Origin of the sequence: Jannaschia formosa (assembly GCF_003340555.1) — a bacterium.
GTDB classification, from domain to species: Bacteria; Pseudomonadota; Alphaproteobacteria; order Rhodobacterales; family Rhodobacteraceae; genus Jannaschia; species Jannaschia formosa.
Genome location: NZ_QPLJ01000029.1, coordinates 1 through 21,334 on the forward strand (window position 1 = coordinate 1; position 21,334 = coordinate 21,334).

Here is a 21,334-nt window from a genome sequence, read left to right on the forward strand (position 1 = left end):
CACCGCCCATGGCGGGCAGCCGCCCGCCGTGGTCTACTTCAACACCATCAAAACCGATCAGCAGGCGCAGGCAGTAGCTTAAATATCCCCAAAAACTGTCCAAGGATCGGGGAGTAGCTCAGGCACTGTCCCCAAGCCACACCATCGCGATTGCCCGGAGCCTCGGCCAAGCCTAACATGCTAGCATGTCTTCCCCCTCTCCTGACGCGGCCCTGTCGCTCGGCGGTCTCTCCGCTCAGGAGGGGACCCTTGCGCGGCGCACCTACCTGACGCTGCGGGCCGCCATCGTCGAGCTTCGCGTCGCTCCCGGTGCCGCGCTCCGCAAGGAGGCGATCTGCAAGGAGCTCGGCGTCTCCCGCTCGCCGGTCAGCGAGGCGATGGCGAAGCTCGCCGCGGAAGGGCTGGTCCAGATCGTGCCGCAGGCGGGCAGCTTCGTCGCGCCCCTCTCCCTTCCCGAGATCCGCGAGGGCGCCTTTCTGCGCGAGGCCATCGAGCTTGCCGCCATCGAGCATCTCGCCCCCCGCATCACCGACGACCAGATCCAGGCCCTGCGACGCACCCTCGCCATGCAGGCCGCGCTGGTCGAGGAGGGCGATCGCGACGGGTTCTACGCGCTCGACGCGCAGATGCACGGGATGCTGCTGGACTTCACCGGCTACCGCCGGCTCGCGATCGTGGCCGACAGCGCCTTCGTCCATGTCGACCGGGCGCGGCGGCTGATCCTGCCGCAGGGCCGCCGCGTCGCCGACACGCTGGAGGAGCATCGCGCCGTGCTCGCCGCGCTTGAGGCGCGCGACCCGGACGCGGCGCGTACGGCGCTCCGCCACCACCTGCGGCAGTTGATGCACCACCTCACCCGCCTTGCTGCAGACCGCGCCGGCCTGTTCCAGCCCGAGGAGACCTGATGACCATCGCCAACCGCCCGCGCTACGCGGCCCGGCTCAACGCCTTCAAGCCCCGTGCCCGGGACCTCGGTGGCGGCATCGCCGGAATGATCGCTGCCGCCGGCGAGGTCGGCGGGCTCGACGCCGCCGATCTGAACTACCCCGACCATTTCGAGGGCCAGGGTACGGGCGAGCTGTCGGACATGCTGGCGCGCGCAGGGCTGGGACTGAACGGGTTGGCGATGCGCTACTATACCGAGCCGAGCCTCGCAATCGGGGCCTTCACCAATCCCGATCCGGCCGTGCGGCAGGCGGCGGTCGACCTGACGAAGCGCGGCATCGACGCCTGCCGCGCGATGGGCGGGTCGGTCATGACGCTCTGGATGGGGCAGGACGGGTTCGACTACGCCTTGCAGGCCGATTACGGCGCGATGTGGGACGACACGATCGCCGCGCTTCGGGCCGTCGCCGACCACGATCCCGGAATGGACGTGGCGGTGGAGTACAAGCCGAACGAGCCCCGCGCCTACGCGCTAATGCCCGATGTCGGCACGACGATCCTGGGCGTGCGGGAGGCGGACCGGCCGAACCTGGGCGTGACGCTCGACTTCGCCCATGTCCTCTATGCCGATGAGATGCCCGCCCATGCCGCGCATCTGATCCATCGCTGGTCGCGGCTGCTGGGTGTGCATCTGAACGACGGCTACGGCAAGCGCGACGACGGGCTGATGGTCGGCACGGTCCATCCCGTCGCCACGGTCGAGCTGTTCGTCGAGCTGGACCGCATCGGCTATGACGGCGTCGTCTATTTCGACACCTTCCCCGATCATGGCGGCCTCGACCCCGTCGAGGAGGCGCGGACCAACCTCGCGCTGGTGGAGCGGCTGCGGACCCTCGCGAGCGAGATCGGCGCCCTGCCGGAGCTGCGAGCCGCCATCGCCCGCCAGGACGCCGCCGCCTCGCAGCGGATCGTCGCGCGGGCGCTCTACGGCGCATGATCTACGTCCTCGGTTCGCTGCACTGGGACGTGGTCGTCCGCGCGCCGCGCCTGCCAGCGCTCGACGAGACGCTGCCGGGGCAGGGCGTCGACTACCGATTCGGCGGCAAGGGCGGGAACCAAGCGCTGGCGGCCGCGCGGGCGGGGGCGCGGGTGGCCTTCGCCGGGGCGGTCGGGCACGACGACCCCGGCGCGCGGATGCTGGCCGTGCTGGACGAGGCAGGCGTCGATACCTCCGGCATCCGGCGCGTCGACACGGCCTCCGGCATGTCGGTGGCCATCGAGACCCAAGGCGGCGATTACGGCGCCGTCGTCGTCACCGGCGCCAATGCGCGGGCCGTGCCCGATCCGATCCCGTCCGGTGTCACCACGGCGCTGATCCAGAACGAGGTGCCGGAGACCGCGAACCTCGCGCTCTCCCGCGCGCTGCCGCGACAGGCCCGGCTGATCCTCAATGCGGCGCCTGCGCGGCCGGTCCCGGCCGAGTTGATGGCGCGCGTGGAGCTGCTGGTCGTCAACCGGGTCGAGGCCGCGCAGATGGGCGCCGCCGCCTTCGGGAGCTGGATCACGGTCGAGACGCTGGGCGCCGATGGTCTGCGCCTCCACCGCGAGGGGAGCGTCACGCATCACCCGGCGCCGAAGGTCGATGTCGTCTCCAGCCACGGCGCGGGGGACGTCTTCTGCGGCACGCTTGCCGCAGCGCTCGATCGGGGGGAGGACATCGAGGAGGCGCTCGCCCATGCCCAGCTCGGGGCGGCCAGGCATGTGTCCCGCGCCTGACCCCTCCTTCGATGTCTCTCGGATATGCCGACGAGCGGCGGCGTTCTCCGCCCCCTACACGCGATAGAACCGCGCCGCCGTTCCGCCGAACACCTCCGCCCGCGTCGCCTTCGGCAGATCGGCGCAGAGGTCTTCCGCCGCCGACAGCCAGTCGTCGTATTCCGCGCGCAGGCGGCAGACCGGCCAGTCCGAGCCCCACATCACACGCTCCGGCCCGAAGGCGTCGAGCACATGTTCGGCATAGGGGCGCAGGTCGTCCACGGACCAGCCCCGCGCCGCCTCGGTGACGAGGCCCGACAGCTTCACGCAGGCCCGCGTGTCGCGGGCGAGCCGCGTCATCCCGTCGGCCCAGTAGCGGAAGCCGCCGCCGCCTGCGATGTCGGGCTTCAGGCAGTGGTCGACGACCGTCCGCATGTCCGGATGCGCGGTGAGGAGCCGGTGGAAGTTCGCCAGATGCCGAGGAAAGCCCAGCGCGTCGAAGGTCAGGTCCAGCTCGGTCACGGCGGCGTAGCCCCAGGCGACGTCGTCCCGCAGCATCCAGTCTTCGTCCGGAATGTCCTGGATCATCGGCCGCACGCCGAGGAACTTCGGATGCCTCGCCAGACGGTCCAGCGTGGCGCGCTGCCCGGCATCCTCGAAGTCGATCCATCCGACGACGCCCGCGATCCAGTCCGTCGCGTCGGCGAGGCCCAGCATGTACTCGGTCTCGTCCGTCGTGGCGGCGGCCTGCACGAGGATCGTGCGGTCGATCCCGTGACGGTTCAGCACCGGCGCCAGGTCCGCGGGGGCATACTGGCGATCGAGGATCGGGTCGCCCTCAGGCATCCAGTCGTGGTCGCCGCGCAACGGCTGCCAGAGGTGATGATGCGCGTCGATCCTCATGTTGATTGTCCCGTCGGCGCATCCTCCCGCATCAGCCCCTCGGACTTCAGGTCGGACCAGAGCGCCGCGGGAATCTCCGCCGCGGCGGCCTGCAGGTTCGACTCCATCTCGGCCACGCCCTGGCCGCCGGGGATGACCGAGACCGTCGTCGGGTGCAGCAACGGGAACCGGAAGGCCGCGTCGACGAGGCGGACGCCGTGGGCCTGGCAGACCCGCTCGATGGCGGCGACGCGGTCGAGCACGTCCTGCGGTGCGGGGTCGTAGTTGTAGAAGGCGCCGGGCTTCGGCCCCGTCGCGAGGATACCGCTGTTGTAGGGGCCGCCGGTCACGATGCCGATGCCGCGCGACTCGCAGAGCGGCAGGAAGGAGGTCAGCGCCTCCTGCTCCAGCAGGGTATAGCGGCCGGCCAGCAGGAAGAGGTCGAAATCGCCGTTCTCGGCGAGCTTCTGGCAGACCTCCCACTCGTTGACGCCTGCGCCGAAGGCGGTGATGACGCCTTCCTTCCGCATCCTCTCGACCGCGTGGTAGCCGGAGGAAAGAAGCTGGTGGACCTTCGCGTCCACGTTGGCCCGGCTGCCCTGGTTCGGCACGTCGATGTCGTGGAAGAACAGGATGTCGACCCGGTCGACGCCCAGCCGCTCGAAGCTCGCCTCCAGCGAGCGCATGACGCCGTCGTAGCTGTAGTCGTAGACCTCCCGCCGGTTTGGGACCTCGAACCACTTGCCGTGGCCGTCCCGCGTCTCGGCCGTCGCCGGCACGAGATAGCGGCCGACCTTGGTCGAGAGGACGTAGTCGTCGCGCGGCTTGTCGCGCAGGAACCGGTTGAGCCGCGTCTCCGACAGCCCCAGCCCGTAGAGCGGTGCGGTGTCGTAGTAGCGCACCCCGGCCTCCCAGGCGCGGTCGAGGATGGCGTCGGCCTCCGCGTCCGAGATCGCGCGGTAGAGATTGCCGAGCGGCGCCGTGCCGAACCCCAGCTCGGTGAAGGTGAGCCCGCCCTTGCCGAGGCGGTCCCAGTGTCTGGTCTTGAGCGTCATGAACGTCCTCCCGGGTGACATGCTAGAATGTCGTCGGCCTCGACGCTAGCGTCCGGGCAAGGGAGGACCACCATGACCTATCTGCTCGGCATCGACATCGGAACATTCGAGGCGAAGGGCGTGCTGACCACGCCCTCTGGCGAGGTCGTCGCGCAGGCCACGCGGGCGCACCGCATGGACGTGCCGCGCCCGGGCTGGGCCGAGCACGACGCCGAGGGGGTCTGGTGGGACGGGCTCGTCGCGCTCTGCCGGGACTTGCTGGCGGGACGGGACGGGGGCGCCGTGGTCTGCCTCGCGCTGAGCGGGATCGGCCCCTGCGTTCTGCCGGTGGACGCGGCGGGCGACCCGCTGGCCCCGGCGATCCTCTATGGCGTGGACGCCCGGGCGGGCGAGCAGATCGAGGCGATGACCGCGCGGCTCGGGGCCGGGACGATGCTGGAGGTCTCGGGCAACGTGCTGACGACACAGTCGGTGGGGCCGAAGGTCCTCTGGCTGCGGCAGGAGCGGCCGGAGGTCTGGGCCCGGACCGCGGCCATCGAGACCTGCACGACGTTCCTCGTCCGCCGCCTGACCGGAGAGCGGGTGCTGGACCACCATTCGGCGGGCCAGTGGACGCCCTTCTACGACGCGCGCGCGGGCGCCTGGTCCGAGGAGATGTGCGCAGGCGTGGTCGATCCGGCCATGCTGCCCCGGCTCGTCTGGACGACCGAGGTGGTCGGAGAGGTCACCGCAGAGGCCGCCGCCCGCACCGGCCTCGCCCCCGGCACGCCGGTGACGGCGGGCACCATCGACGCGGCGGCCGAGGCGGTCAGCGTCGGCGTGCGGGACGCGGGCGACATGATGATCATGTACGGGTCGTCGATGTTCATGATCCAGGTCACGCCCGGCCGGCTGGTCGAGCCCTCGCTCTGGTCCGCGCCCTGGCTCTGGGAGGGGACCTGGTGCGCGATGGCCGGGCAGGGGACCAGCGGCACCCTGACCCGCTGGTTCCGCGACCTTGCCGCGCGGGAGCTTGGCGACGACGCCTTCGCCGCGCTGGTGGCGGAGGCCGAGGCCGTGCCGCCCGGCGCCGAGGGGCTGCTCTGCCTGCCCTACTTCTCGGGCGAGCGCACGCCGATCCAGGACCCGAAGGCGAAGGGCGCATTCTTCGGACTGAACCTGACCCATGGGCGCGGGCACATGTTCCGCGCCTTGTGCGAAGGGGTCGCGATGGGCACCGCCCATGTGCTGGAGACCTGTCGCGAAGGCGGCGCCGACCCGTCGCGCGTGCTGGCCGTGGGCGGCGGGGTGCGCAACCCGGTCTGGTTGCAGGCGACTTCCGACCTGGGCGGGGTGGCGCAGTCGCTCTGCCGGTCGAGCGTGGGGGCCTCCCTGGGCGACGCCTTTCTTGCCGCCTGCGCGGTGGGAGCCTGTTCGCCGGACGACATTGCGGCGTGGAACCCGGTCGAGCGGGAGATCGGGCCGGTGGCGCGGGACGAGTATGCGCGGGCTTATCCGCTATGGAGGGAGCTCTACGAGAGCACGAGGACCATCGCCCACCGGCTGTGACCCCCGGCGGCCCCGACCGCCCTTGCCCCGACGGAGAGCGCCTTGGGCCCAAACGCGACTGCGGATCGCCGAAAGACGGAATCCTCTTCGTCATGGGAGCCATGGGCCGGGTGGACGGGGGCCGTGCTGCGCCACACCAACCGGCGGGCGCGCATGGCCCGCGATCCGGTCCCGCCCGGGGACGGATGTCACTTCACCGCGCCTGCCGCCATCCCCTTGATGATGAACCGCTCCAGCAGGATCCCGATGACTATCAGCGGCAGGATCGCGGCGAAGCTGAGCGCGGCCATCGACCACCAGGAGATCCCCTGCGATCCCGTCTGCGACGCCACCATCACCGGCAGGGTGTTCGCATGGGTCGAGGTCAGCAGGGCCGCGAAGAAGTATTCGTTCCAGGTCAGCACCAGCGACAGGATGAAGGCGGCCACCATGCCGGGCAAGGCGATGGGCAGGATGATCGTCAGGAAGGCGCCCCAGATGCCGAGCCCGTCGACCATCGCGGCCTCTTCCAGCTCGGTCGGGATGGCGGCGAACTGGTCGCGCATGATCCAGATGACGATGGGCAGGACCGTCAGGGTATAGAGCAGGATCAGGCCGATGCGGCTGTCGAGCAGGTCGAGCTCCCGGTAGAGGATGAGGAAGGGCAGGGCCAGCACGACCGGCGGCAGGATCAGCTGCGACAGGAAGAAGAACGAGATGTCGTCGTTCTTCATCGGCCCGAACCGGAACGAGAAGCGCGACAGCCCGTAGGCCGCGCAGGAGCCGAGGATCACCGCCAGCAGAGAGGCGGAGACCGAGATGATGGTGGAGTTCCAGAACCGCCGCAGGAATTCTTCCCGTGGGGTCGAGACCGTGCCGATCGTGTCGGGCGACAGGCCCAGCGCGCGCCAGCCGAGGCGCTGGGGCTCGAAGTCGACATAGGGGATCATGTTGCCCTGCATCACGTCCGGCGCCGCCTTGAAGCTGGTCGTGACGGTCCAGTAGATCGGGAAGAGGCAGACGACGGCCCAGGCGATCAGCAGCGCGTAGATCGCCAGCTTCGACAGCGAGAAGGCCGGACGGAAGGTGCGGTCGGCCTCGCTGTCGCGAAAGATCCGGGTCTCGGCGGTCATGTCTGCGGCCGGCTCCACCGGGCGGTCAGCTTCATCAGGGCGGTCATCGCGATGACGATCAGGACCAGGTAGATGAAGGCCAGCATCGTCCCGTAGCCCACGTTGGAACGGTCGCGGTATTCGCGGAAGATGAAGCTGGTGACGGTGTCCGTGGCGCCTCCGGGTCCGCCGGAGGTGATGTTGATGACGATGTCGGCGAGCTTCAGCTTGAAGATGATGCGGATCAGGATGGCCGTGATCGAGACCGGCAGCATCAGCGGGAAGGTCACCTCCCAGAAGCGGCGCCAAGGGGAGGCGCCATCGACCTCGGCGGCTTCGTGGAGTTCCTTCGGGATCGCCTGGAGGCCTGCGAGGAGCATGATCATCATGAACGGGATGTAGGTCCAGGCGTCCATGATCATCATCATGGCGCGTGCGATCTCGGGCGATCCGAAGAAGGATGGATTGTCCCATCCAAGGGTGCGCGCGAGGCGGGCCATGGGGCCGAAGCGCGGCTCGAACATCGACTTGCCGATCATCCAGGAGACGGCGACGGGGCTGAGCATCAGGGGCAGCAGGAAGGCCACGCGGAAGAACTTGCGCGCGCGGATCTCGGCGTTGAGGAGGAGGGCGAGGCCGAAGGCGATGACGTATTCGACGAGGATCGCCGCCGTGTAGAGGACCATGTTCCACAAGGCGTTGAGATAGAACGGATCTTCCAGCGCCTGCCAGAGATTGTCGAGCCCGTTGAACTTGCGGCCGTCCGGCGAGGCGAGGTTCCAGTCGCTCATCGCGATGCCGAGGCCGAAGATCAGCGGGAAGACGACCAGCGCGACGACGAAGAGTGCTGCGGGCAGCACGAAGAGCGTGCGCTTGCCCTGCTCTCCATGCAGTACGACCTGCGCCCAGCAAAGCAGGGTGGCGAAGAGGCAGAAAGCATAAAGCGTGGGGCGCCAAGAGGTTCGTCCGAGGTCCACCAGCCCGGCCTGGTCTGCCCATTGGGCCAGCGCGGTCGCGATCAGCAGCGCCAGGCCGCCCCGGATCATGAGCTTGCCGCGACGCGTCCGCTCGGGCGTGATCTGGTCTTCGGTGACGATATGGAGCTCCGACATGGCTGACATGCTAGTCATGTCAGCGCGTCGTTGGGAAGTGGGTTCGGCGGGCCCGCGGGCCGGAATCGGAGGTATGATCCACGGGTGACGGACGGGTGATCCGCGTCGGACGTTGGGAGGACCCCGCAAGCCGTTCCGCGCTGCTTCGGTGAGGAAGGTCGAGCGGGTGGGCCGAAGAGGCGCAGCGTCGAAATTCCGTCCCCGGTCGGTCTGCTGGCCGGGTGCGCCTTACGTCCAGCCCGAGGCGTCGCTTGCCCACCTATGGCAGCCATGTCGGGCGACTTTCGAGCTAGCCGCCAAGCTTCGCCAGATCGCCCTGCCGAGGGCGCAGCCCGCCGATGCGCGGCATCCACAAGGTTCGGATGCTTTCTCGCGCGAGACGTTGCTCGATGGCATTTCCACGCAGGCATGACGAGCGGACCGTATGCGTCGTGCTCGCAGCCGTAACGCCCGTCCACGCGCTGGTCGAGCAGGATGCTACGACGCGCATCGCAGACGAAGCAGGCGCAGGGCGGGTGGAAGACCTACGACCTCAGCCCGTCTTGGGCGCGGGGGGCCAAAGCGCGGCGAGCGGGAAGGGGGCGGCGGCGAAGGGTTCCAGCGCGACCTCGTCGTCGTTCTCGACCGCGCCGACAAGGGTCCAGCCCGCTTCGGTGTGGCGGAAAGCCTCCAGGATCAGCGAGTCGGGATCGACGAGCCAGAGGAAGGCGACGCCCGCGTCGAAATAGAGCGCGCGCTTGTCGATCAGGTCGTGGTTCCGCGTCGACGGGGAAAGGATCTCGCAGACCCAGTCGGGCGGGGTCTCGAAGAAGGGGGCTTCCGGGTATTCCGGCATCCGGTCCCGCCGCCAGCCGGCGAGATCGGGGACGAGGATGTCGGCGTCGAGATGAAGCTCCGGCTCGGGCAGGATCCACCAGCCGCCGGGCTCTGCGTCGTAGTGGAACTTGCCGCCAACCTTCGAAGCGAGGGACGCGGCCGCCAGCGCATGACGGGATGCCGGGCGCGGATGCAGGATCAGCGCGCCGTGGATCAGCTCCGCGACCTTGTTGTGCGGCGCGGCGAGCACGTCGTCATAGGTCGCGGGTGACTTGGCGATCTGGTCGAGGCGAGTCATGGGCCGAAGATAGCCGCAACGGCGCAGAACGCAAAGGCCCCGGCGGATCGCTCCGCCGGGGCCGTCGCGTGGTGCCAGCGGATCACATCATGCCGAGCGACGCCTTGTAGAGCGCGATCTGGCTGTCGCGGCCGATCTGGTCGGTGATCCCCTCCCAGGCGGCGGCGATGGCATCGGCCGTCTCCTGCGCCGAGGCGTACTGGCCGGCATAGCCCTTCGCGAGCTCGTCCTCGGCGACGGAGTAGTACTGGAAGATGCCCGGAATGCGCGGCTCGATGGCGCCGTTGGGGTGGTTGTAGCTGTCGAGGTTGGCGCCGAGGAAATCCTCGATGTAGTCGCGGTCGTAGCCCGCCGCTTCCCATTCCTCGTACTGGAAATGCGAGTTGCGGTAGGGCTGGAAGCCCGACGGGTAGGCCGAGGCCCAGAGCGACAGGTCCTTGCCGCCCAGATGCGCCGCCGCCGACCAGGCGGCCTTGTTCTTGACCGGGTCCTCTTCGGTCTTGGCCATGACGTAGACGCCCCAGCCGATATAGGCGAGGTTCGGGCTTTCGTTGCGGGTGTCCTCCCACGCGCCGGTCTGCGAGTTGTAGACCCGCTGCGCCGCCGGGTTGGTCGAGAAGGCCGCGACGTCGCCCACGACCGAGGTGTCGGAGGTGCGGGCCGCGGCGCCCACGTCGCCCCACCAGGTCAGGCCCATTCCGGTGCCCGCCAGATACTGCTGAAACGCGGTCGTGCCGGGGTCGGCGTTGATCTGGTCGACGGGATAGGCGCCCTCGACCGCGATCAGGTCCATCACGTCCTGGATCGCCTGCACGAAGGCGGGGTTGTTGACGCGGGGCTTCATCGTCTCGGGGTCGAACAGCCAGGCCGGGTCGTCCGGGTGCTTGGCGTAGGGGGTCGCGCGGTCCTCGAGGAAGTAGAAGCCGAAGCCGCCCCAGCCCTTGAGCGGGTCGAGGAAGCCATGCGCGGGCAGGCCCGTCAGCGGGTCGGTCTTGCCGGCGAGGAACTTCGAATGGGCGTTGACCTGCTCCCAGGTGGTCGGCGGCTCCCACGGGCCTTCGCCGCCGGAGGCGGCCCAGGCCTCGGCGAATTCGGGGTTGTCGTAGTAGTCCTTGCGATAGGCGAAGGTGTGGCAGTCGCCGTCGATGGAGACGCGGTAGGTCTTGCCGTCCCAGGTGCCGACGGGGGCCTTCAGGTAGTCGACGTAATCGTCCATGTCGATGATGTCGGCGACCCACTGGGGCATCTCGGAGGCCATGCCGCGGCCGAGCACGTCGCCCTCGAACGGGGCGCCCATCTCGATGATGTCGAAATCGACGGTGCCGGTGGCGATGCTCTGCTGGAGGCGGGCGTTGTAGTCGGCCTGCGCGAGGTCAATCCAGTTGATCCGGGCGCCGGTATAGTCCTCCCAAGACTTGAGGAAGCCGCGGAACAGGAAGTTGTGGGTGTTCTGGTTGTTGAGGCCCATGAAGGTGAGCTCGACCCCCTCGAACTCGCCCTCCTCGACGGTCTCGCGGGTGGAGCCGAGGCACATCTCGCCGACGCGCTGCCAGTCGGCATCCGTGGGCGAGCCCGAGCCCACGCCGGGGATCTGCAGGATTTCGGCGCGCAGGTTGGAATGGGCGTCGGCGCGTGCGCCCCGGGGCAGCAGCGCGCCGCCCGCGGCGAGGCCGGCCGTCGCGGCGGCGCCCTTCAGCATGGCGCGGCGGTTGATCTTACCCGTGCGCAGGAAATGCTCGTAGATGCGGTGCTTCATGTGATCCTCCCAGATCGGGCGCGGGTAGGCGCCCCCGATGTTCACCGTCACCGCCGCCGGGCTGCACTGTCAAGCACTGGCATGTTAGCATGTCGGGCGTGACAGCGGCGCCGGGCCCCGCTAGCGTCGCGCCGAGGGAGAAGGGGAGCCAATGGCGAACGTCACGATCCGCGGGTTGCGGAAGTCCTACGGGGCCACGCAGGTCATCCACGGGCTCGACATCGACATCCTCGACGGAGAGTTCGTCGTGCTGGTCGGGCCGTCGGGCTGCGGCAAGTCCACGCTGCTGCGGATGATCGCGGGGCTGGAGGGGATCAGCGGCGGGACGATTTCGATCGGGGATCGTGTGGTGAACAACCTCGCCCCCGCGCGGCGCGACATCGCGATGGTGTTCCAGAACTACGCGCTCTACCCGCACAAGACGGTGCGGGCGAACATGGCCTTCTCGCTTCGCATGAAGCGGATGGCGAAGGCCGAGATCGCGGAGCGGGTCGACCGGGCCGCGTCGATCCTGGGCCTGACGGAGTATCTCGACCGCTATCCCCGCGCCCTGTCCGGCGGGCAGCGCCAGCGCGTCGCCATGGGGCGCGCCATCGTGCGCGATCCGCAGGTGTTCCTGTTCGACGAGCCGCTGTCGAACCTCGACGCCAAGCTGCGCGTCCAGATGCGCGCCGAGATCCGGGAGCTGCACCAGAGGCTGGCCACCACCACCGTCTACGTCACCCACGACCAGATCGAGGCGATGACCATGGCCGACAAGATCGTGGTCCTGCAGGGGGGGCGGATCGAGCAGATCGGCTCTCCGCTCGATCTCTACGACCGGCCGGCCAACGCTTTCGTGGCGGGGTTCATCGGCTCGCCCTCGATGAACCTGATCCCGGCCATGGGCACGGGCGAGGGCGCGCGGATCGGGGACACGGTGCTGGCCGTCCCGGGGCTTGCGGCGAACCGCGCCGTGACGCTGGGGATGCGGCCCGAGGACCTGACCCTGTCGGAGGCGGGGCTGCGCGCGACGGTCTCGGTGGTGGAGCCCACGGGGTCCGAGACGCATATCGTCGCGCGGCTGGGCGACCGGGACGTCACCGCCGTCACCCGCGACCGCCCCAGGGTGCGCCCGGGCGAGACGATCCACCTTTCGCCCGTGCCGGGGCGCGTGCATCTCTTCGATGCCGAGACCGGCGCCCGACTGACCGCCTGAAGGAGACCCGACCATGCTGAAGGGCATAGACCCGATCCTCAACGCCGACGTGCTCTATGCGCTGCGGTCCATGGGCCATGGCGACATGCTGATCCTGGCCGACACCAACTTCCCCTCGGACGCCATCGCGCAGGAGAGCGTGCATGGCGAGCTTCTGCGCATCGACCGCCCGATGGGCGAGGTGGCGCGGGCGGTGCTGTCGGTCATGCCGCTCGACACCTTCGTGGAGGATTTCGCGGGCCGGATGGAGATCGTGGGCGACCCGGACACCGTCCCGGAGGTCCAGCAGGAGGTGCAGGAGGCCATCGCCGCGACCGGCGAGACGCGGCCGATGGTCGGGATCGAGCGCTTCGCCTTCTACGACATCGCCCGCGAGGCCTATGCGGTCATCCAGACCGGCGAGCGGCGCTTCTACGGTTGCATCATGCTGCGCAAGGGGGTGATCGGGCCTGATGAGTGAGATCGTCATCCTCGGCGTCTTCGTCGCCGATACCGCCTATCGCGCCGAGCGTCAGCCCCGGATGGGCGAGACCATCCTCGGCAAGTCCTTTGCGCTGGGGCCGGGGGGGAAGGGGTCCAACCAGGCGGTGGCCTGCGCCAGGGCCGGGGGCGATATCGCCTTCGTCAGCCGCATCGGGCGCGACCCGTTCGGCGACATGGCGACGGCAACCTGGGACGGGGCGGGGGTGAACTCCGCCGCCGTGGAGCGGTCGGGGGAAGCGACCGGCGCGGCCTATATCTTCATCGACGACGCCACGGGCGACAACGCCATCATCATCGCGCCGGGCGCCGCTTCGGGGATCGACGCGGGCTTCGTCGAGGCGCGCGCCGGGCTGATCGCGGGGGCGAAGGTCTTCGTGACGCAGCTGGAGCAGCCGATGGAGGCGGCCATGCGCGCGCTGGAGATCGCGCGCGAGGGCGGGACCGCGACGGTGCTGAACCCCGCCCCGGCGGCGACGCTGCCCGAGGGGATGCTTGGCTTGTGCGACTGGGTCACGCCGAACGAGACCGAGGCCGAGGCGCTGACCGGCATCGCCGTCGCCGACCTGGACGGCGCACGGAGGGCAGGTGCGGCGCTGCTGGAGGCCGGCGTGGCGAAGGGCGCGGTGCTGACGCTGGGCGCGCAGGGGGCGCTGCTGCACATGGCTGACCGGTCGGTGCATGTCCCGGCCTTCCGGGCGGGGCCGGTGGTCGAGACGACGGGCGCGGGCGACGCCTTCAACGGCGGCTTCGCCACCGCGCTGGCCGAGGGGAAGGACCCGGAGGAGGCGGTCCGCTTCGGCTGCGCGACGGCCTCGATCAGCGTGACGCGGCCCGGGACGGCGCCGTCGATGCCGTCGCGGGACGAGATCGAGGCGCTGCTGGCGAAGGGGTAGGGCGGGGACCCATCGGTTCCGACGCCGGTGTTGGCCGTCTCCGGGCCCGGGTCAGGTCTGCGGGTTCGTCATCGCCGGGCTTGGCCCGACGATCCACCCTTCGGCCGCCGGGTCGGTCTTCGTCGGTGGATGGCCGGGTCGAGCCCGGCCATGACGGCGGGACGGGGTCGCGCGGTTCCGTGGGGGCGTGGGCGCCCTTCGGGCGGGCCTTGTGCTTCGGACGCCAGAACGAGTCTCGGTATCGGCAGCCGTCACGTCGGGGGCTCGGTCTGCGGGTTCGTCATCGTCGTGCCTTACCCGGCGATCCACCCTTCGGCCGCCAGTCCGGTCTGCGTCGGTGGATGGCCGGGTCGAGCCCGGCCATGACGGCGGGACGGGGTCGCGCGGTTTCGTGGGGGCGCGGGCGCCCTCCGCGCCAGCCACTCGCTTCGGACGCCGACCCCTCAGTGCCGCTCCAGGATCAGGCCGCGCCCTTCCACCTTGTCGTCGATCCCGCTGCGGCGCAGGGCGGCCCAGGCGCTGACGGTGTTGATCTGGATGACCGGCTTGGCGATCTCGCGCTCCAGCTCGGCCGCCACGGCCGCGCCGGCGAGGTTGGTGCCGACCTGCACCAGCGCATCGACATCCTCGCCGTCGAGCGCGCGGAGCTCGGCGCGGATCGTGTCCTGCGGGACCTCGGCGATGGCGCGGGGGCTGGAGCATTCGAGGCCCTTCAGACGGGCGACGGCGAAGCCGGATTCCTCCAGCCAGCCGCGCACCTCGACGTCGCCCTTGGGCATGTGCGGGGTCAGCACGGCGATGGTCCTGGCGCCGACCGCCGTCAGCGCGTCGGCCACCGCTTCGGAGCCGAGGATCACGGGCACGCCGGCATGCGCCTCCAGCCCCTCGCGCAGCTTGCGGGACTGCGCGACGCCGCCCCAGAACGCCTCCAGCGCGACGGCCATGATCAGGCAGTCGATCCCGGCGGTCTTGACCTGGTCGGTCGCGGTCTCGATCCCGGCGCGCATGGCGGCGACGTGGTCGAGGAAGTTGTCGCTGCTGATCTTGCGGTTGGTGATCGGGATGCGGCCCGTGTGCCAGGTTACGCCCGGCACCCGCACGGCGTCGGTCTCGGGCTGCACGATGGTGTTGGTCGAGGGCATCACCACCCCGACCTTGAGGCGCCATCCCAGCGCATCCTTCGGAGCATCGGTCATCGGGTCATCCTTTCGTCGCGGAGTCGAGTTCGCGCAGCCCCTTGATGAGCGACGCGTTCATCACCCAGGCGCGGTGGCGCGCCGGGTCCTCGGCGGTGGCACGCAGCTCGTCCATCGCGGCGGCGCGGGCCTCGGGCGTGCGGGCTTCGAGCCGCTTCTTGTTCTGGATCGTCTGGGCCTGCACGTAGTTGCGGGCGATGCCGCGCCGCTCGGTAGTGTAGGCGGCGAAGAGCGTCTCGGCCTCGCCGGGTCGGTCGCGGGCGGCGGCCAGCTTGCCCGCGAGGTTGATCGCGTCGTGAATGCCGGAATTCATGCCGAGGCCGCCCAGCGGGTTGTTCACATGCGCCGAGTCGCCGGCAAGGAACACCCGGCCCGCGTGGAAGGACGCGGCGACGCGCTGGTTCACGGCGTAGAGGTTGCGGTGCTGGATGTCATAGAGGGTCAGATCTGGCTCCAGCCCCTGGATCTGCGTGCGGATATAGTCGTCGGACAGGGTGTCCGCCCCTTCGGCGGCGGGGAAGACCGTGCGCCAGAGGCCCGGCGGGCCGTCATGCGGGACCTTGAAGAGGGCGCACCACTGCTTCGGGTCGAGCACATAGTTGCGGATGCGGAAGCCGCGCCCGAGGAAATCGTGGGGCGTGGTCAGGACGAGGAAGCGCTCCTCGTAGGTGAAGCCCTCGAAGGCGATGCCGAGCGCCTTGCGCGTCGGGCTGCGGCCGCCGTCGCAGCCCACGAGGTAGGCGACGCGGTGAGTCTCGACGCCGTCGGGTCCGATGGTCTTCAGCGTCACGCCGTCGGCGTCCTGGGTGAAGCCGGTGACCTCGGTGCCCAGCCGGACGGTGCCGGGGGCGGTCTCCTCGATGGTCTCGACATTGCTGAGCGCGACCTTGAACTGCTCGCATTGCAGCGCGAAGGGGTAGGGGGTCTCGCCCTCCAGCAGGCCGTAATCGTATTCGGCGATGATCTCGTCGCTGCCCCGGTCGCGGAACTGGAAGACCGGCGCCTTCAGCCCGCGCGCGAGGATGCGTGCGCCGGAGCCCAGCTCCGCCAGCATGGCAAGGGTCGGCGGCTGGATCGTGGCGGCGCGGGGGTCGGCGGGGAGCGCGGGCTCACGCTCGAACAGGGTCACGTCGAAGCCCGCGCGCAGCAGGGCCAGCGCCTGGCTGGTGCCGACGGGTCCGGCGCCGATCACGGCGACCTTGGTCATGTCGTTCCTCCTTTCCTGGCGGCGCGGATCGCCTGCCAGATGCGGTGCGGGGTGGCGGGCATGTCGGGCGCCTTCGCGCCGAGCGGGGCGAGCGCGTCCTGGACCGCGCTGATCCCGGCAGAGAGCGCGCCGACCACGCCGGATTCGCCCACGCCCTTGGCGCCGACGACGTTCGCGTCGGTCGGGGTCGGGCTGTGGAGCATGTCGATCATCGGCAGGTCGACGGCGCGGGGCAGGGCGTAGTCCATCAGCGAGCCCGAGAGCAGCGCGCCGTCCTCGTCATAGACGATGCGCTCGCCGAAGGCCTGGCCCAGCCCCTGCGCCACGCCGCCATGGACCTGCCCGGCCAGCCCCTCCGGGTCGACGACGGTGCCGACATCGTCGACCACGGTGTAGCGCAGCAGCTCCGTCGCGCCGGTCTCGGGGTCGATCTCGATCTCGGCCAGATGGACGCCGTTCGGGAAGGTGCCGGCCTTCGACATGGTGAAGGCCTCGCCGGAATAGCTGCGCCCGGTCGCGCGGGCGAGGTCGCGCAGGGTGACGAAGGCGTTGGCGCCGGGGGCACGGAAGGCGCCGTCGGTGAATGTGGCGTCGGCCTCGGGGATGCCGAGATGGCGGGCGGCGTCCGGGCGCGCCTGGGCGATCAGGCCATCGGCCGCGTCCGACAGCGCCTGTCCCGCCGCGCCCATCGTGCGCGAGCCGAAGGTGCCGACGCCCTGCGGCACGGCCCCGGTGTCGCCGCTGACGAGCGTCACCGGCCCCTCCCAGCCGATGAAGCGACGGGCGAGGGCGGCGAAGGCGGCCTCGTGCCCCTGGCCGGTGTCACCGGAGCCCGCGCGGATCGTCAGCGCGCCATCGGGGCCGATGGTGAAGGCGCCGAATTCGGGCGTCTGAACGTCGGGCGAGCGGGCCCCGGCGGATTCGATCGCGCAGGCGAGGCCGAGGCCGCGGAGGCGCCCGCGTCTGGCGGCCTCGGCGCGGCGGGCCTCGAAGCCGTCCCAGTCGGCGGCGGCGAGGGCGGTGTCGAGCGCCTTGGGGAAGTCGCCGGAATCGTAGGTGAAGCCCAGCGGCGTGGCATAGGGCATCCGGTCGGGCGGGATCAGGTTGCGGCGGCGGAGATCGGCACGGTCCACGCCCAGCTGCGCGGCGGCGAGGTCGACCATGCGCTCGACGACATGGATCGCCTCGGGCCGTCCGGCGCCGCGATAGGGCGCCATGTGCATCCGGTTGACGGCCATGCCGCGCATGACCGCGTGGATCACCGGCGTGCGGTAGCACCCGGCCAGCGCCGGCAGGCTGGAGGTCATCGGGTGCATCGACATCGGCCCGCAATACGCGCCGACCTCCGCCCAGCCGTCGAGCCCGAGCGCCGTGAAGCGCAGCCCGGCGTCGAGGGCGAGGGTCACGTCGACGGATTGCGGGCGGGACTGGGTGTCCGAGAGGAACCCCTCCATCCGCGAGGCGGTCCAGCGGACAGGGCGGCCCGTCTCGCGCGCGGCGAAGATGGCCAGCACGTCCTCGGGATAGCAGCCGTTACGCATCCCGAAGGAGCCGCCGACATCGGTCGCCACGATGCGCAGCGTCTCGGGCGGGACGCGCAGGACATGGGCGGCCTCGGCGCGGACGCGGTGGGTGGCCTGGGTGCCGGTGTGGAGGGTGACGCCGTCCTCGCCGGGGACGGCGAGCGCGCCGCGCGGCTCCAGCGGGGTGGCGGTGACGCAGGAGATGTCCAGCCGCGCGCGGACGACATGGGCGGCGTCGCGGAGGGCGGCGTCGTAGGCGGTGCGGTCGCCCAGTTCCTGCCGGAAGACGCGGTTGCCGCCGGGCCAGACCTGCGGCGCGTCGGGCGCATCGGCGGCGCGGGCGGTGGTCACGGCGGGGCGGTCCTCGATCTCGACCGCGACCGCCTCGGCGGCGTCCAGCGCCGCCTCGCGCGTCTCGGCGACGACGGCGGCGACGGGCTCGCCGACGTAGCGCACGGCGTCGGTGGCGAGCACGCGGACGGGGTGGAGCTCTCCGATCTCCGCGTGGTCGGGCCGATAGCGGATCGGGAAGGCGTCGAGCGCCGCCACCTCCGCCGCCGTCAGCACCAGCCGCACGCCGGGCAGGGCGCGGGCGGCCCCGGTCTCGATCCCGACGATCCGCCCCGCAGCCACATCCGAACGGACGATCTGCATCCAGAGCGTGCCCTCGGGCAGCCGGTCGCCTGCATAGACGCCTTCCCCGCGCAGCAGCCGGTCGTGCGGGCCAGTCATAGCCGCAATTCGGGCAGCCATAGCGCCAGTCCCGGCATCGCGATCAGCAGGCCGAGCAGAATGAGGTCGCAGATCAGGTAGGGCGCCGCCGCGCGGACGATGGACCAGTAGGACGTGCCGGGCGGCGCCACCCCCTGCATCACGAAGAGCAGCAGGCCGAAGGGGGGCGTCGTCCCGCTCATCTCGATCGCGAGCAGCATGACCAGCCCGAACCAGATCGGATCGAAGCCGAGCGCCTGCGCGATGGGAAAGAAGATCGGGATCGTCAGCAGCATCATCGAGATCGCATCGACGAACATGCCCAGCACCAGCAGCACCGCGAACATGATGAGCAGCATCGTCAGCGCCGTGAACTCGTAGGCCGTGGCCCAGCGGATCATCCCCGAGGTCGCGCCGGAGAAGGCCAGCACCTGGCTGAAGGTCTTGGAGGCGAGGATGATGAAGAACACCATTACCGAGACGCGCAGCGTGCCCATGACGCTCTTCACCAGCATGTCGCGGCTGAGCCGCCCGTAGCAGGCCGCGAGGATCAGGACCGACAGCACGCCGAAGGCCGCCGCCTCGGAGGGGGTGGTGATCCCGAGCAGGATGAAGCCCACGACGCAGAACACCACGAGCGACATCGGCAGGATGTATTTCGCGATCAGGAACAGCTTCTCGCCCGTCGAGGCGACCTGGACGTCGTAGGCGGGCGCGGCGGAGGGGTCGCGGCGGACCTGAATCCAGATCGTCGCCACGTAGAGCAATGCCAGAACGAGGCCCGGGATCAGTCCGGCAAGCAACAGGTCCGCAATGTTGATCTGCGCGATGGAGCCCAGCAGCACCGCCAGCGTCGAGGGCGGGATCAGCAGCGCCAGCCCGCCCGAGCCGATGATCGGGCCGATGGACATGTGGCTGGCATAGCCGCGCTGCTTCATCTGCGGCAGCAAGAGCCCGCCGATCATCGCCGTGTTGGCCATGTTCGAGCCCGAGAGCGCGGCGAAGATCGTCCCGCAGAGCACCGAGATGTAGCTGAGCCGCCCGTCCGCCCGGCCCATCGAGCGGTCGAGCGTCTCGATGATCTTCAGCGCGATGCCTGAATGGAAGAACAGGTTCCCCATCAGCACGAACATCGGCACCGTCACGAGGACGAAGCTCGAGACCGCCTCGCCCACGTTGGCCGCGAGCTGCTCGACCCCGACCCAGCCGCCCATGAAGATCCAGGCGCCGACGACGTTGGCGATGAGGAAGGCGAAGGCGACCGGCACGCAGATCGCCATGAGGCCGATCACCATGCCCAGCATGAGGATCGCGGCCATCCACCATTCCATCATGTCACAGGCTCTCCTGCTCGGCCGAGATGCCCTGGTAGGGCGAGGTTCCGGTGACGAGGAAGCGCAGGAACTGCAGCGTGCAGAGCGCGAAGCAGGCCAGCACCGCCGCATAGAGCATCCAGCGCGACAGGTAGTTGGAGCGGATGTCCGTGACGCCGACGTTCTGCAGCAGCACGGGGACGACCGCGACCGTCACCACGGCGCAGCCGGCGGCGCAGAGGACCAGCACGAGCCGCTCCATCGGTCTGGCGAGGCGCGACGGCAGGACGGTCCGGATCGCCTCCATCGAGGCGTGCCCCTTCTCGCGCAAAAGCCAGGGCGCGCCCAGCGCGCTCACGTAGAGCAGCGCGTATTCCGTCACGCCCAGCACCCAGGAGATCTGTCCGACGCGCAGGGTCCGGCTGGTCACGTCGTAGACGATCGAGAGGAACATGAACGGGATCAGCAGCGCCGCGATCACGGCCAGCGCGTCGAGCAGGCGGTCGAAGCCGCGCCAGAGCGCCGTCACGGCGCGGCGCTCCGCCGGGCGGGCCGCGCCGAAAGCGCAGCCCGGGTGCGGGTTTCCGGGCGCTTACATGGCATTCGCGGTATCGACGATGGCGCGATAGGATTGGGCCTTCTCGGCGCCCATCGTCTCGGCGACCTCGTCCCAGAACGTGTTCTGGAAGGCCGCGGTGATCTTGGCCGCGGCCTCGCCTTCGAGCCGGATGTCGGTGACGCCCGCGGCGGCCAGCGCCTCGGTATCGACCATCTCGAGCGCCTGCGCGGCGGCATAGGCCTCCATCTCGTGCTTCTCGATCATCTCCATCAGGTAGGCTTCCTGCTCGTCGGTGAGCGCGTCGATCGCCTCGGCATTGCCGGCGATGATCGTGTTGCCCTGCCTCCAGGTCGGATAGATGCGGTACTTGAGGAAGTCCTGCCAGCCGCCGGAGCTGACGCCGATGGTGGTGAAGCCGATGCCCTCGACCACGCCCCGCTCCAGTGCGGTGTAGATGTCGCCCGCGGGCACGTCGACGCGGTTGATGCCGAGCGCCTCGTACATCGGGCCATAGCTGGTCCCGCCACGGATCTTCAGCCCCGACAGGTCGATCTCGCCGTCGACCATCGGCGGCTCGTCGATGGTGTAGAACTGGAACGCGTAGCCGGTGCCCATCAGCCCCAGCAGGGCGACGCCCGCGCTTTCGCGGGTGGCGGCGTCGATCGCGTCCTGAAGCCCCGCCGCGCGCAGCTTGTCGGCGGGCACCGAGGCCGCGTCGATCGGCACGAGGTCGGGCAGCTGCTGCTGGAAGTAGCCGCCGGGGCCGAAATAGAGGTCGACGATGCCGCGCGCGACCGCGTTCATCTGCTCGTTGCGGGGGATGGCCTCGGTGCCGCCGCGCAGCTCGATCTGGAGGATGCCCTCGCCGTTCGCGTTCACGTCGTCGACGAAGGCGAAGTAGCTCTTCATCAGGTCGTTGGTGGGCGGCAGCGAGTAGACGGCCGTGAGCGTCGCCTCCTGCGCGAGGGCGGGCAGGGTGAGGCTGGTGCAGACCGCGAGCGCGGCGGTGAGCCGGGTATACGTCATGATGTCGGGACTCCCATGTCGAAGTGG

General features: G+C 70.1%; 19 protein-coding genes. 7 read left to right on the forward strand and 12 right to left on the reverse strand.

The annotated features are described in order from the left end of the window. The first annotated feature begins 185 nt into the window (after positions 1-185). The 3 genes from DR046_RS19520 to DR046_RS19530 are packed head-to-tail and all read left to right on the forward strand — an operon-like array spanning position 186 to position 2,661. Positions 186-905 (forward strand): GntR family transcriptional regulator, encoded by a 720-nt coding sequence (locus DR046_RS19520; RefSeq protein ID WP_115384050.1) that lies wholly within the window; start codon positions 186-188, stop codon positions 903-905. Next, entirely contained in the window at positions 905-1,882 is a 978-nt protein-coding gene (locus tag DR046_RS19525) for a sugar phosphate isomerase/epimerase family protein (protein ID WP_115384051.1), read from the forward strand. Before DR046_RS19520 ends, DR046_RS19525 begins: the two co-directional genes overlap by 1 nt. Continuing rightward, the gene (locus DR046_RS19530; RefSeq protein WP_115384052.1) at positions 1,879-2,661 is read left to right on the forward strand and encodes a PfkB family carbohydrate kinase; all 783 of its coding nucleotides are present in this window, start codon (positions 1,879-1,881) and stop codon (positions 2,659-2,661) included. The genes DR046_RS19525 and DR046_RS19530 overlap by 4 nt, the downstream gene beginning before the upstream one ends. Positions 2,662-2,715: 54 nt before the next feature. Here DR046_RS19530 and DR046_RS19535 read toward each other — a convergent pair whose 3' ends face one another. After that, the gene (locus DR046_RS19535) at positions 2,716-3,543 is read right to left on the reverse strand and encodes an amidohydrolase family protein (protein WP_115384053.1); all 828 of its coding nucleotides are present in this window, start codon (positions 3,541-3,543) and stop codon (positions 2,716-2,718) included. Beyond that, positions 3,540-4,577: an aldo/keto reductase gene (locus DR046_RS19540; protein ID WP_115384054.1), complete on the reverse strand. Its 1,038-nt coding sequence runs from the start codon at positions 4,575-4,577 to the stop codon at positions 3,540-3,542. The genes DR046_RS19535 and DR046_RS19540 overlap by 4 nt, the downstream gene beginning before the upstream one ends. Positions 4,578-4,649: 72 nt before the next feature. Here DR046_RS19540 and DR046_RS19545 point away from each other — a divergent pair, with 72 nt between their 5' ends. Then, positions 4,650-6,125, forward strand: coding sequence for an FGGY-family carbohydrate kinase (locus tag DR046_RS19545; protein WP_115384055.1), 1,476 nt, complete (start codon positions 4,650-4,652; stop codon positions 6,123-6,125). Positions 6,126-6,313: 188 nt separating this feature from the next. Here DR046_RS19545 and DR046_RS19550 read toward each other — a convergent pair whose 3' ends face one another. The 4 genes from DR046_RS19550 to DR046_RS19565 all read right to left on the reverse strand — a co-directional run bounded on the left by DR046_RS19550 (position 6,314) and on the right by DR046_RS19565 (position 11,249). Then, positions 6,314-7,237, reverse strand: coding sequence for a carbohydrate ABC transporter permease (locus DR046_RS19550; RefSeq protein ID WP_115384085.1), 924 nt, complete (start codon positions 7,235-7,237; stop codon positions 6,314-6,316). Then, the gene (locus tag DR046_RS19555) at positions 7,234-8,346 is read right to left on the reverse strand and encodes a carbohydrate ABC transporter permease (RefSeq protein WP_209313624.1); all 1,113 of its coding nucleotides are present in this window, start codon (positions 8,344-8,346) and stop codon (positions 7,234-7,236) included. Before DR046_RS19555 ends, DR046_RS19550 begins: the two co-directional genes overlap by 4 nt. Positions 8,347-8,860: 514 nt before the next feature. Next, positions 8,861-9,442, reverse strand: coding sequence for a Uma2 family endonuclease (locus DR046_RS19560; protein WP_115384057.1), 582 nt, complete (start codon positions 9,440-9,442; stop codon positions 8,861-8,863). An 82-nt stretch (positions 9,443-9,524) separates the two neighbouring features. Then, complete coding sequence (locus DR046_RS19565; protein ID WP_245191019.1) at positions 9,525-11,249, reverse strand: type 2 periplasmic-binding domain-containing protein; 1,725 nt, start codon at positions 11,247-11,249, stop codon at positions 9,525-9,527. Positions 11,250-11,349: 100 nt separating this feature from the next. Between DR046_RS19565 and DR046_RS19570 the strand changes: the two genes are divergently transcribed. Genes DR046_RS19570 through rbsK form a run of 3 tightly spaced genes read left to right on the forward strand, consistent with a single transcriptional unit; the run spans position 11,350 to position 13,772 of the window. Further along, positions 11,350-12,396, forward strand: a complete 1,047-nt coding sequence (locus tag DR046_RS19570) for an ABC transporter ATP-binding protein (protein WP_115384058.1) — start codon at positions 11,350-11,352, stop codon at positions 12,394-12,396. Between the two features lie 13 nt (positions 12,397-12,409). After that, on the forward strand, positions 12,410-12,856 hold the full coding sequence (locus DR046_RS19575) for an RbsD/FucU family protein (RefSeq protein ID WP_115384059.1): 447 nt from the start codon (positions 12,410-12,412) through the stop codon (positions 12,854-12,856). Continuing rightward, entirely contained in the window at positions 12,849-13,772 is a 924-nt protein-coding gene (gene rbsK / locus DR046_RS19580) for a ribokinase (RefSeq protein WP_115384060.1), read from the forward strand. The genes DR046_RS19575 and rbsK overlap by 8 nt, the downstream gene beginning before the upstream one ends. A 443-nt stretch (positions 13,773-14,215) precedes the next feature. Here rbsK and DR046_RS19585 read toward each other — a convergent pair whose 3' ends face one another. From DR046_RS19585 to DR046_RS19610, 6 genes are all read right to left on the reverse strand, one after another. Further along, a complete protein-coding gene (locus DR046_RS19585; RefSeq protein WP_115384061.1) occupies positions 14,216-14,968 on the reverse strand; it encodes a maleate cis-trans isomerase family protein in 753 nt (250 codons plus the stop codon). Between the two features lie 4 nt (positions 14,969-14,972). Next, positions 14,973-16,175, reverse strand: coding sequence for an FAD-dependent oxidoreductase (locus tag DR046_RS19590; RefSeq protein ID WP_115384062.1), 1,203 nt, complete (start codon positions 16,173-16,175; stop codon positions 14,973-14,975). Further along, positions 16,172-18,430, reverse strand: coding sequence for a xanthine dehydrogenase family protein molybdopterin-binding subunit (locus DR046_RS19595; RefSeq protein ID WP_245191020.1), 2,259 nt, complete (start codon positions 18,428-18,430; stop codon positions 16,172-16,174). Before DR046_RS19595 ends, DR046_RS19590 begins: the two co-directional genes overlap by 4 nt. Beyond that, positions 18,427-19,740, reverse strand: coding sequence for a TRAP transporter large permease (locus DR046_RS19600; RefSeq protein WP_115384087.1), 1,314 nt, complete (start codon positions 19,738-19,740; stop codon positions 18,427-18,429). Before DR046_RS19600 ends, DR046_RS19595 begins: the two co-directional genes overlap by 4 nt. A gap of 4 nt (positions 19,741-19,744) precedes the next feature. Further along, a complete protein-coding gene (locus tag DR046_RS19605) occupies positions 19,745-20,251 on the reverse strand; it encodes a TRAP transporter small permease (protein WP_115384064.1) in 507 nt (168 codons plus the stop codon). Positions 20,252-20,314: 63 nt separating this feature from the next. Beyond that, positions 20,315-21,307, reverse strand: coding sequence for a type 2 periplasmic-binding domain-containing protein (locus DR046_RS19610; protein ID WP_115384065.1), 993 nt, complete (start codon positions 21,305-21,307; stop codon positions 20,315-20,317). Between the last annotated feature and the right edge of the window lie 27 nt (positions 21,308-21,334).

What these genes read in the sequence shown, in the direction of transcription:
- DR046_RS19530 (WP_115384052.1), top strand. Translation starts at nt 1,879, where the DNA reads ATGATCTACGTCCTCGGTTCGCTGCACTGGGACGTGGTCGTCCGCGCG.
- DR046_RS19585 (WP_115384061.1), bottom strand. Translation starts at nt 14,968, where the DNA reads ATGACCGATGCTCCGAAGGATGCGCTGGGATGGCGCCTCAAGGTCGGG.
- DR046_RS19520 (WP_115384050.1), top strand. Translation starts at nt 186, where the DNA reads ATGTCTTCCCCCTCTCCTGACGCGGCCCTGTCGCTCGGCGGTCTCTCC.
- DR046_RS19600 (WP_115384087.1), bottom strand. Translation starts at nt 19,740, where the DNA reads ATGGAATGGTGGATGGCCGCGATCCTCATGCTGGGCATGGTGATCGGC.
- DR046_RS19525 (WP_115384051.1), top strand. Translation starts at nt 905, where the DNA reads ATGACCATCGCCAACCGCCCGCGCTACGCGGCCCGGCTCAACGCCTTC.
- DR046_RS19540 (WP_115384054.1), bottom strand. Translation starts at nt 4,577, where the DNA reads ATGACGCTCAAGACCAGACACTGGGACCGCCTCGGCAAGGGCGGGCTC.
- DR046_RS19560 (WP_115384057.1), bottom strand. Translation starts at nt 9,442, where the DNA reads ATGACTCGCCTCGACCAGATCGCCAAGTCACCCGCGACCTATGACGAC.
- DR046_RS19535 (WP_115384053.1), bottom strand. Translation starts at nt 3,543, where the DNA reads ATGAGGATCGACGCGCATCATCACCTCTGGCAGCCGTTGCGCGGCGAC.
- DR046_RS19595 (WP_245191020.1), bottom strand. Translation starts at nt 18,430, where the DNA reads ATGACTGGCCCGCACGACCGGCTGCTGCGCGGGGAAGGCGTCTATGCA.
- rbsK (WP_115384060.1), top strand. Translation starts at nt 12,849, where the DNA reads ATGAGTGAGATCGTCATCCTCGGCGTCTTCGTCGCCGATACCGCCTAT.
- DR046_RS19575 (WP_115384059.1), top strand. Translation starts at nt 12,410, where the DNA reads ATGCTGAAGGGCATAGACCCGATCCTCAACGCCGACGTGCTCTATGCG.
- DR046_RS19590 (WP_115384062.1), bottom strand. Translation starts at nt 16,175, where the DNA reads ATGACCAAGGTCGCCGTGATCGGCGCCGGACCCGTCGGCACCAGCCAG.
- DR046_RS19550 (WP_115384085.1), bottom strand. Translation starts at nt 7,237, where the DNA reads ATGACCGCCGAGACCCGGATCTTTCGCGACAGCGAGGCCGACCGCACC.
- DR046_RS19570 (WP_115384058.1), top strand. Translation starts at nt 11,350, where the DNA reads ATGGCGAACGTCACGATCCGCGGGTTGCGGAAGTCCTACGGGGCCACG.
- DR046_RS19545 (WP_115384055.1), top strand. Translation starts at nt 4,650, where the DNA reads ATGACCTATCTGCTCGGCATCGACATCGGAACATTCGAGGCGAAGGGC.
- DR046_RS19610 (WP_115384065.1), bottom strand. Translation starts at nt 21,307, where the DNA reads ATGACGTATACCCGGCTCACCGCCGCGCTCGCGGTCTGCACCAGCCTC.
- DR046_RS19555 (WP_209313624.1), bottom strand. Translation starts at nt 8,346, where the DNA reads ATGACTAGCATGTCAGCCATGTCGGAGCTCCATATCGTCACCGAAGAC.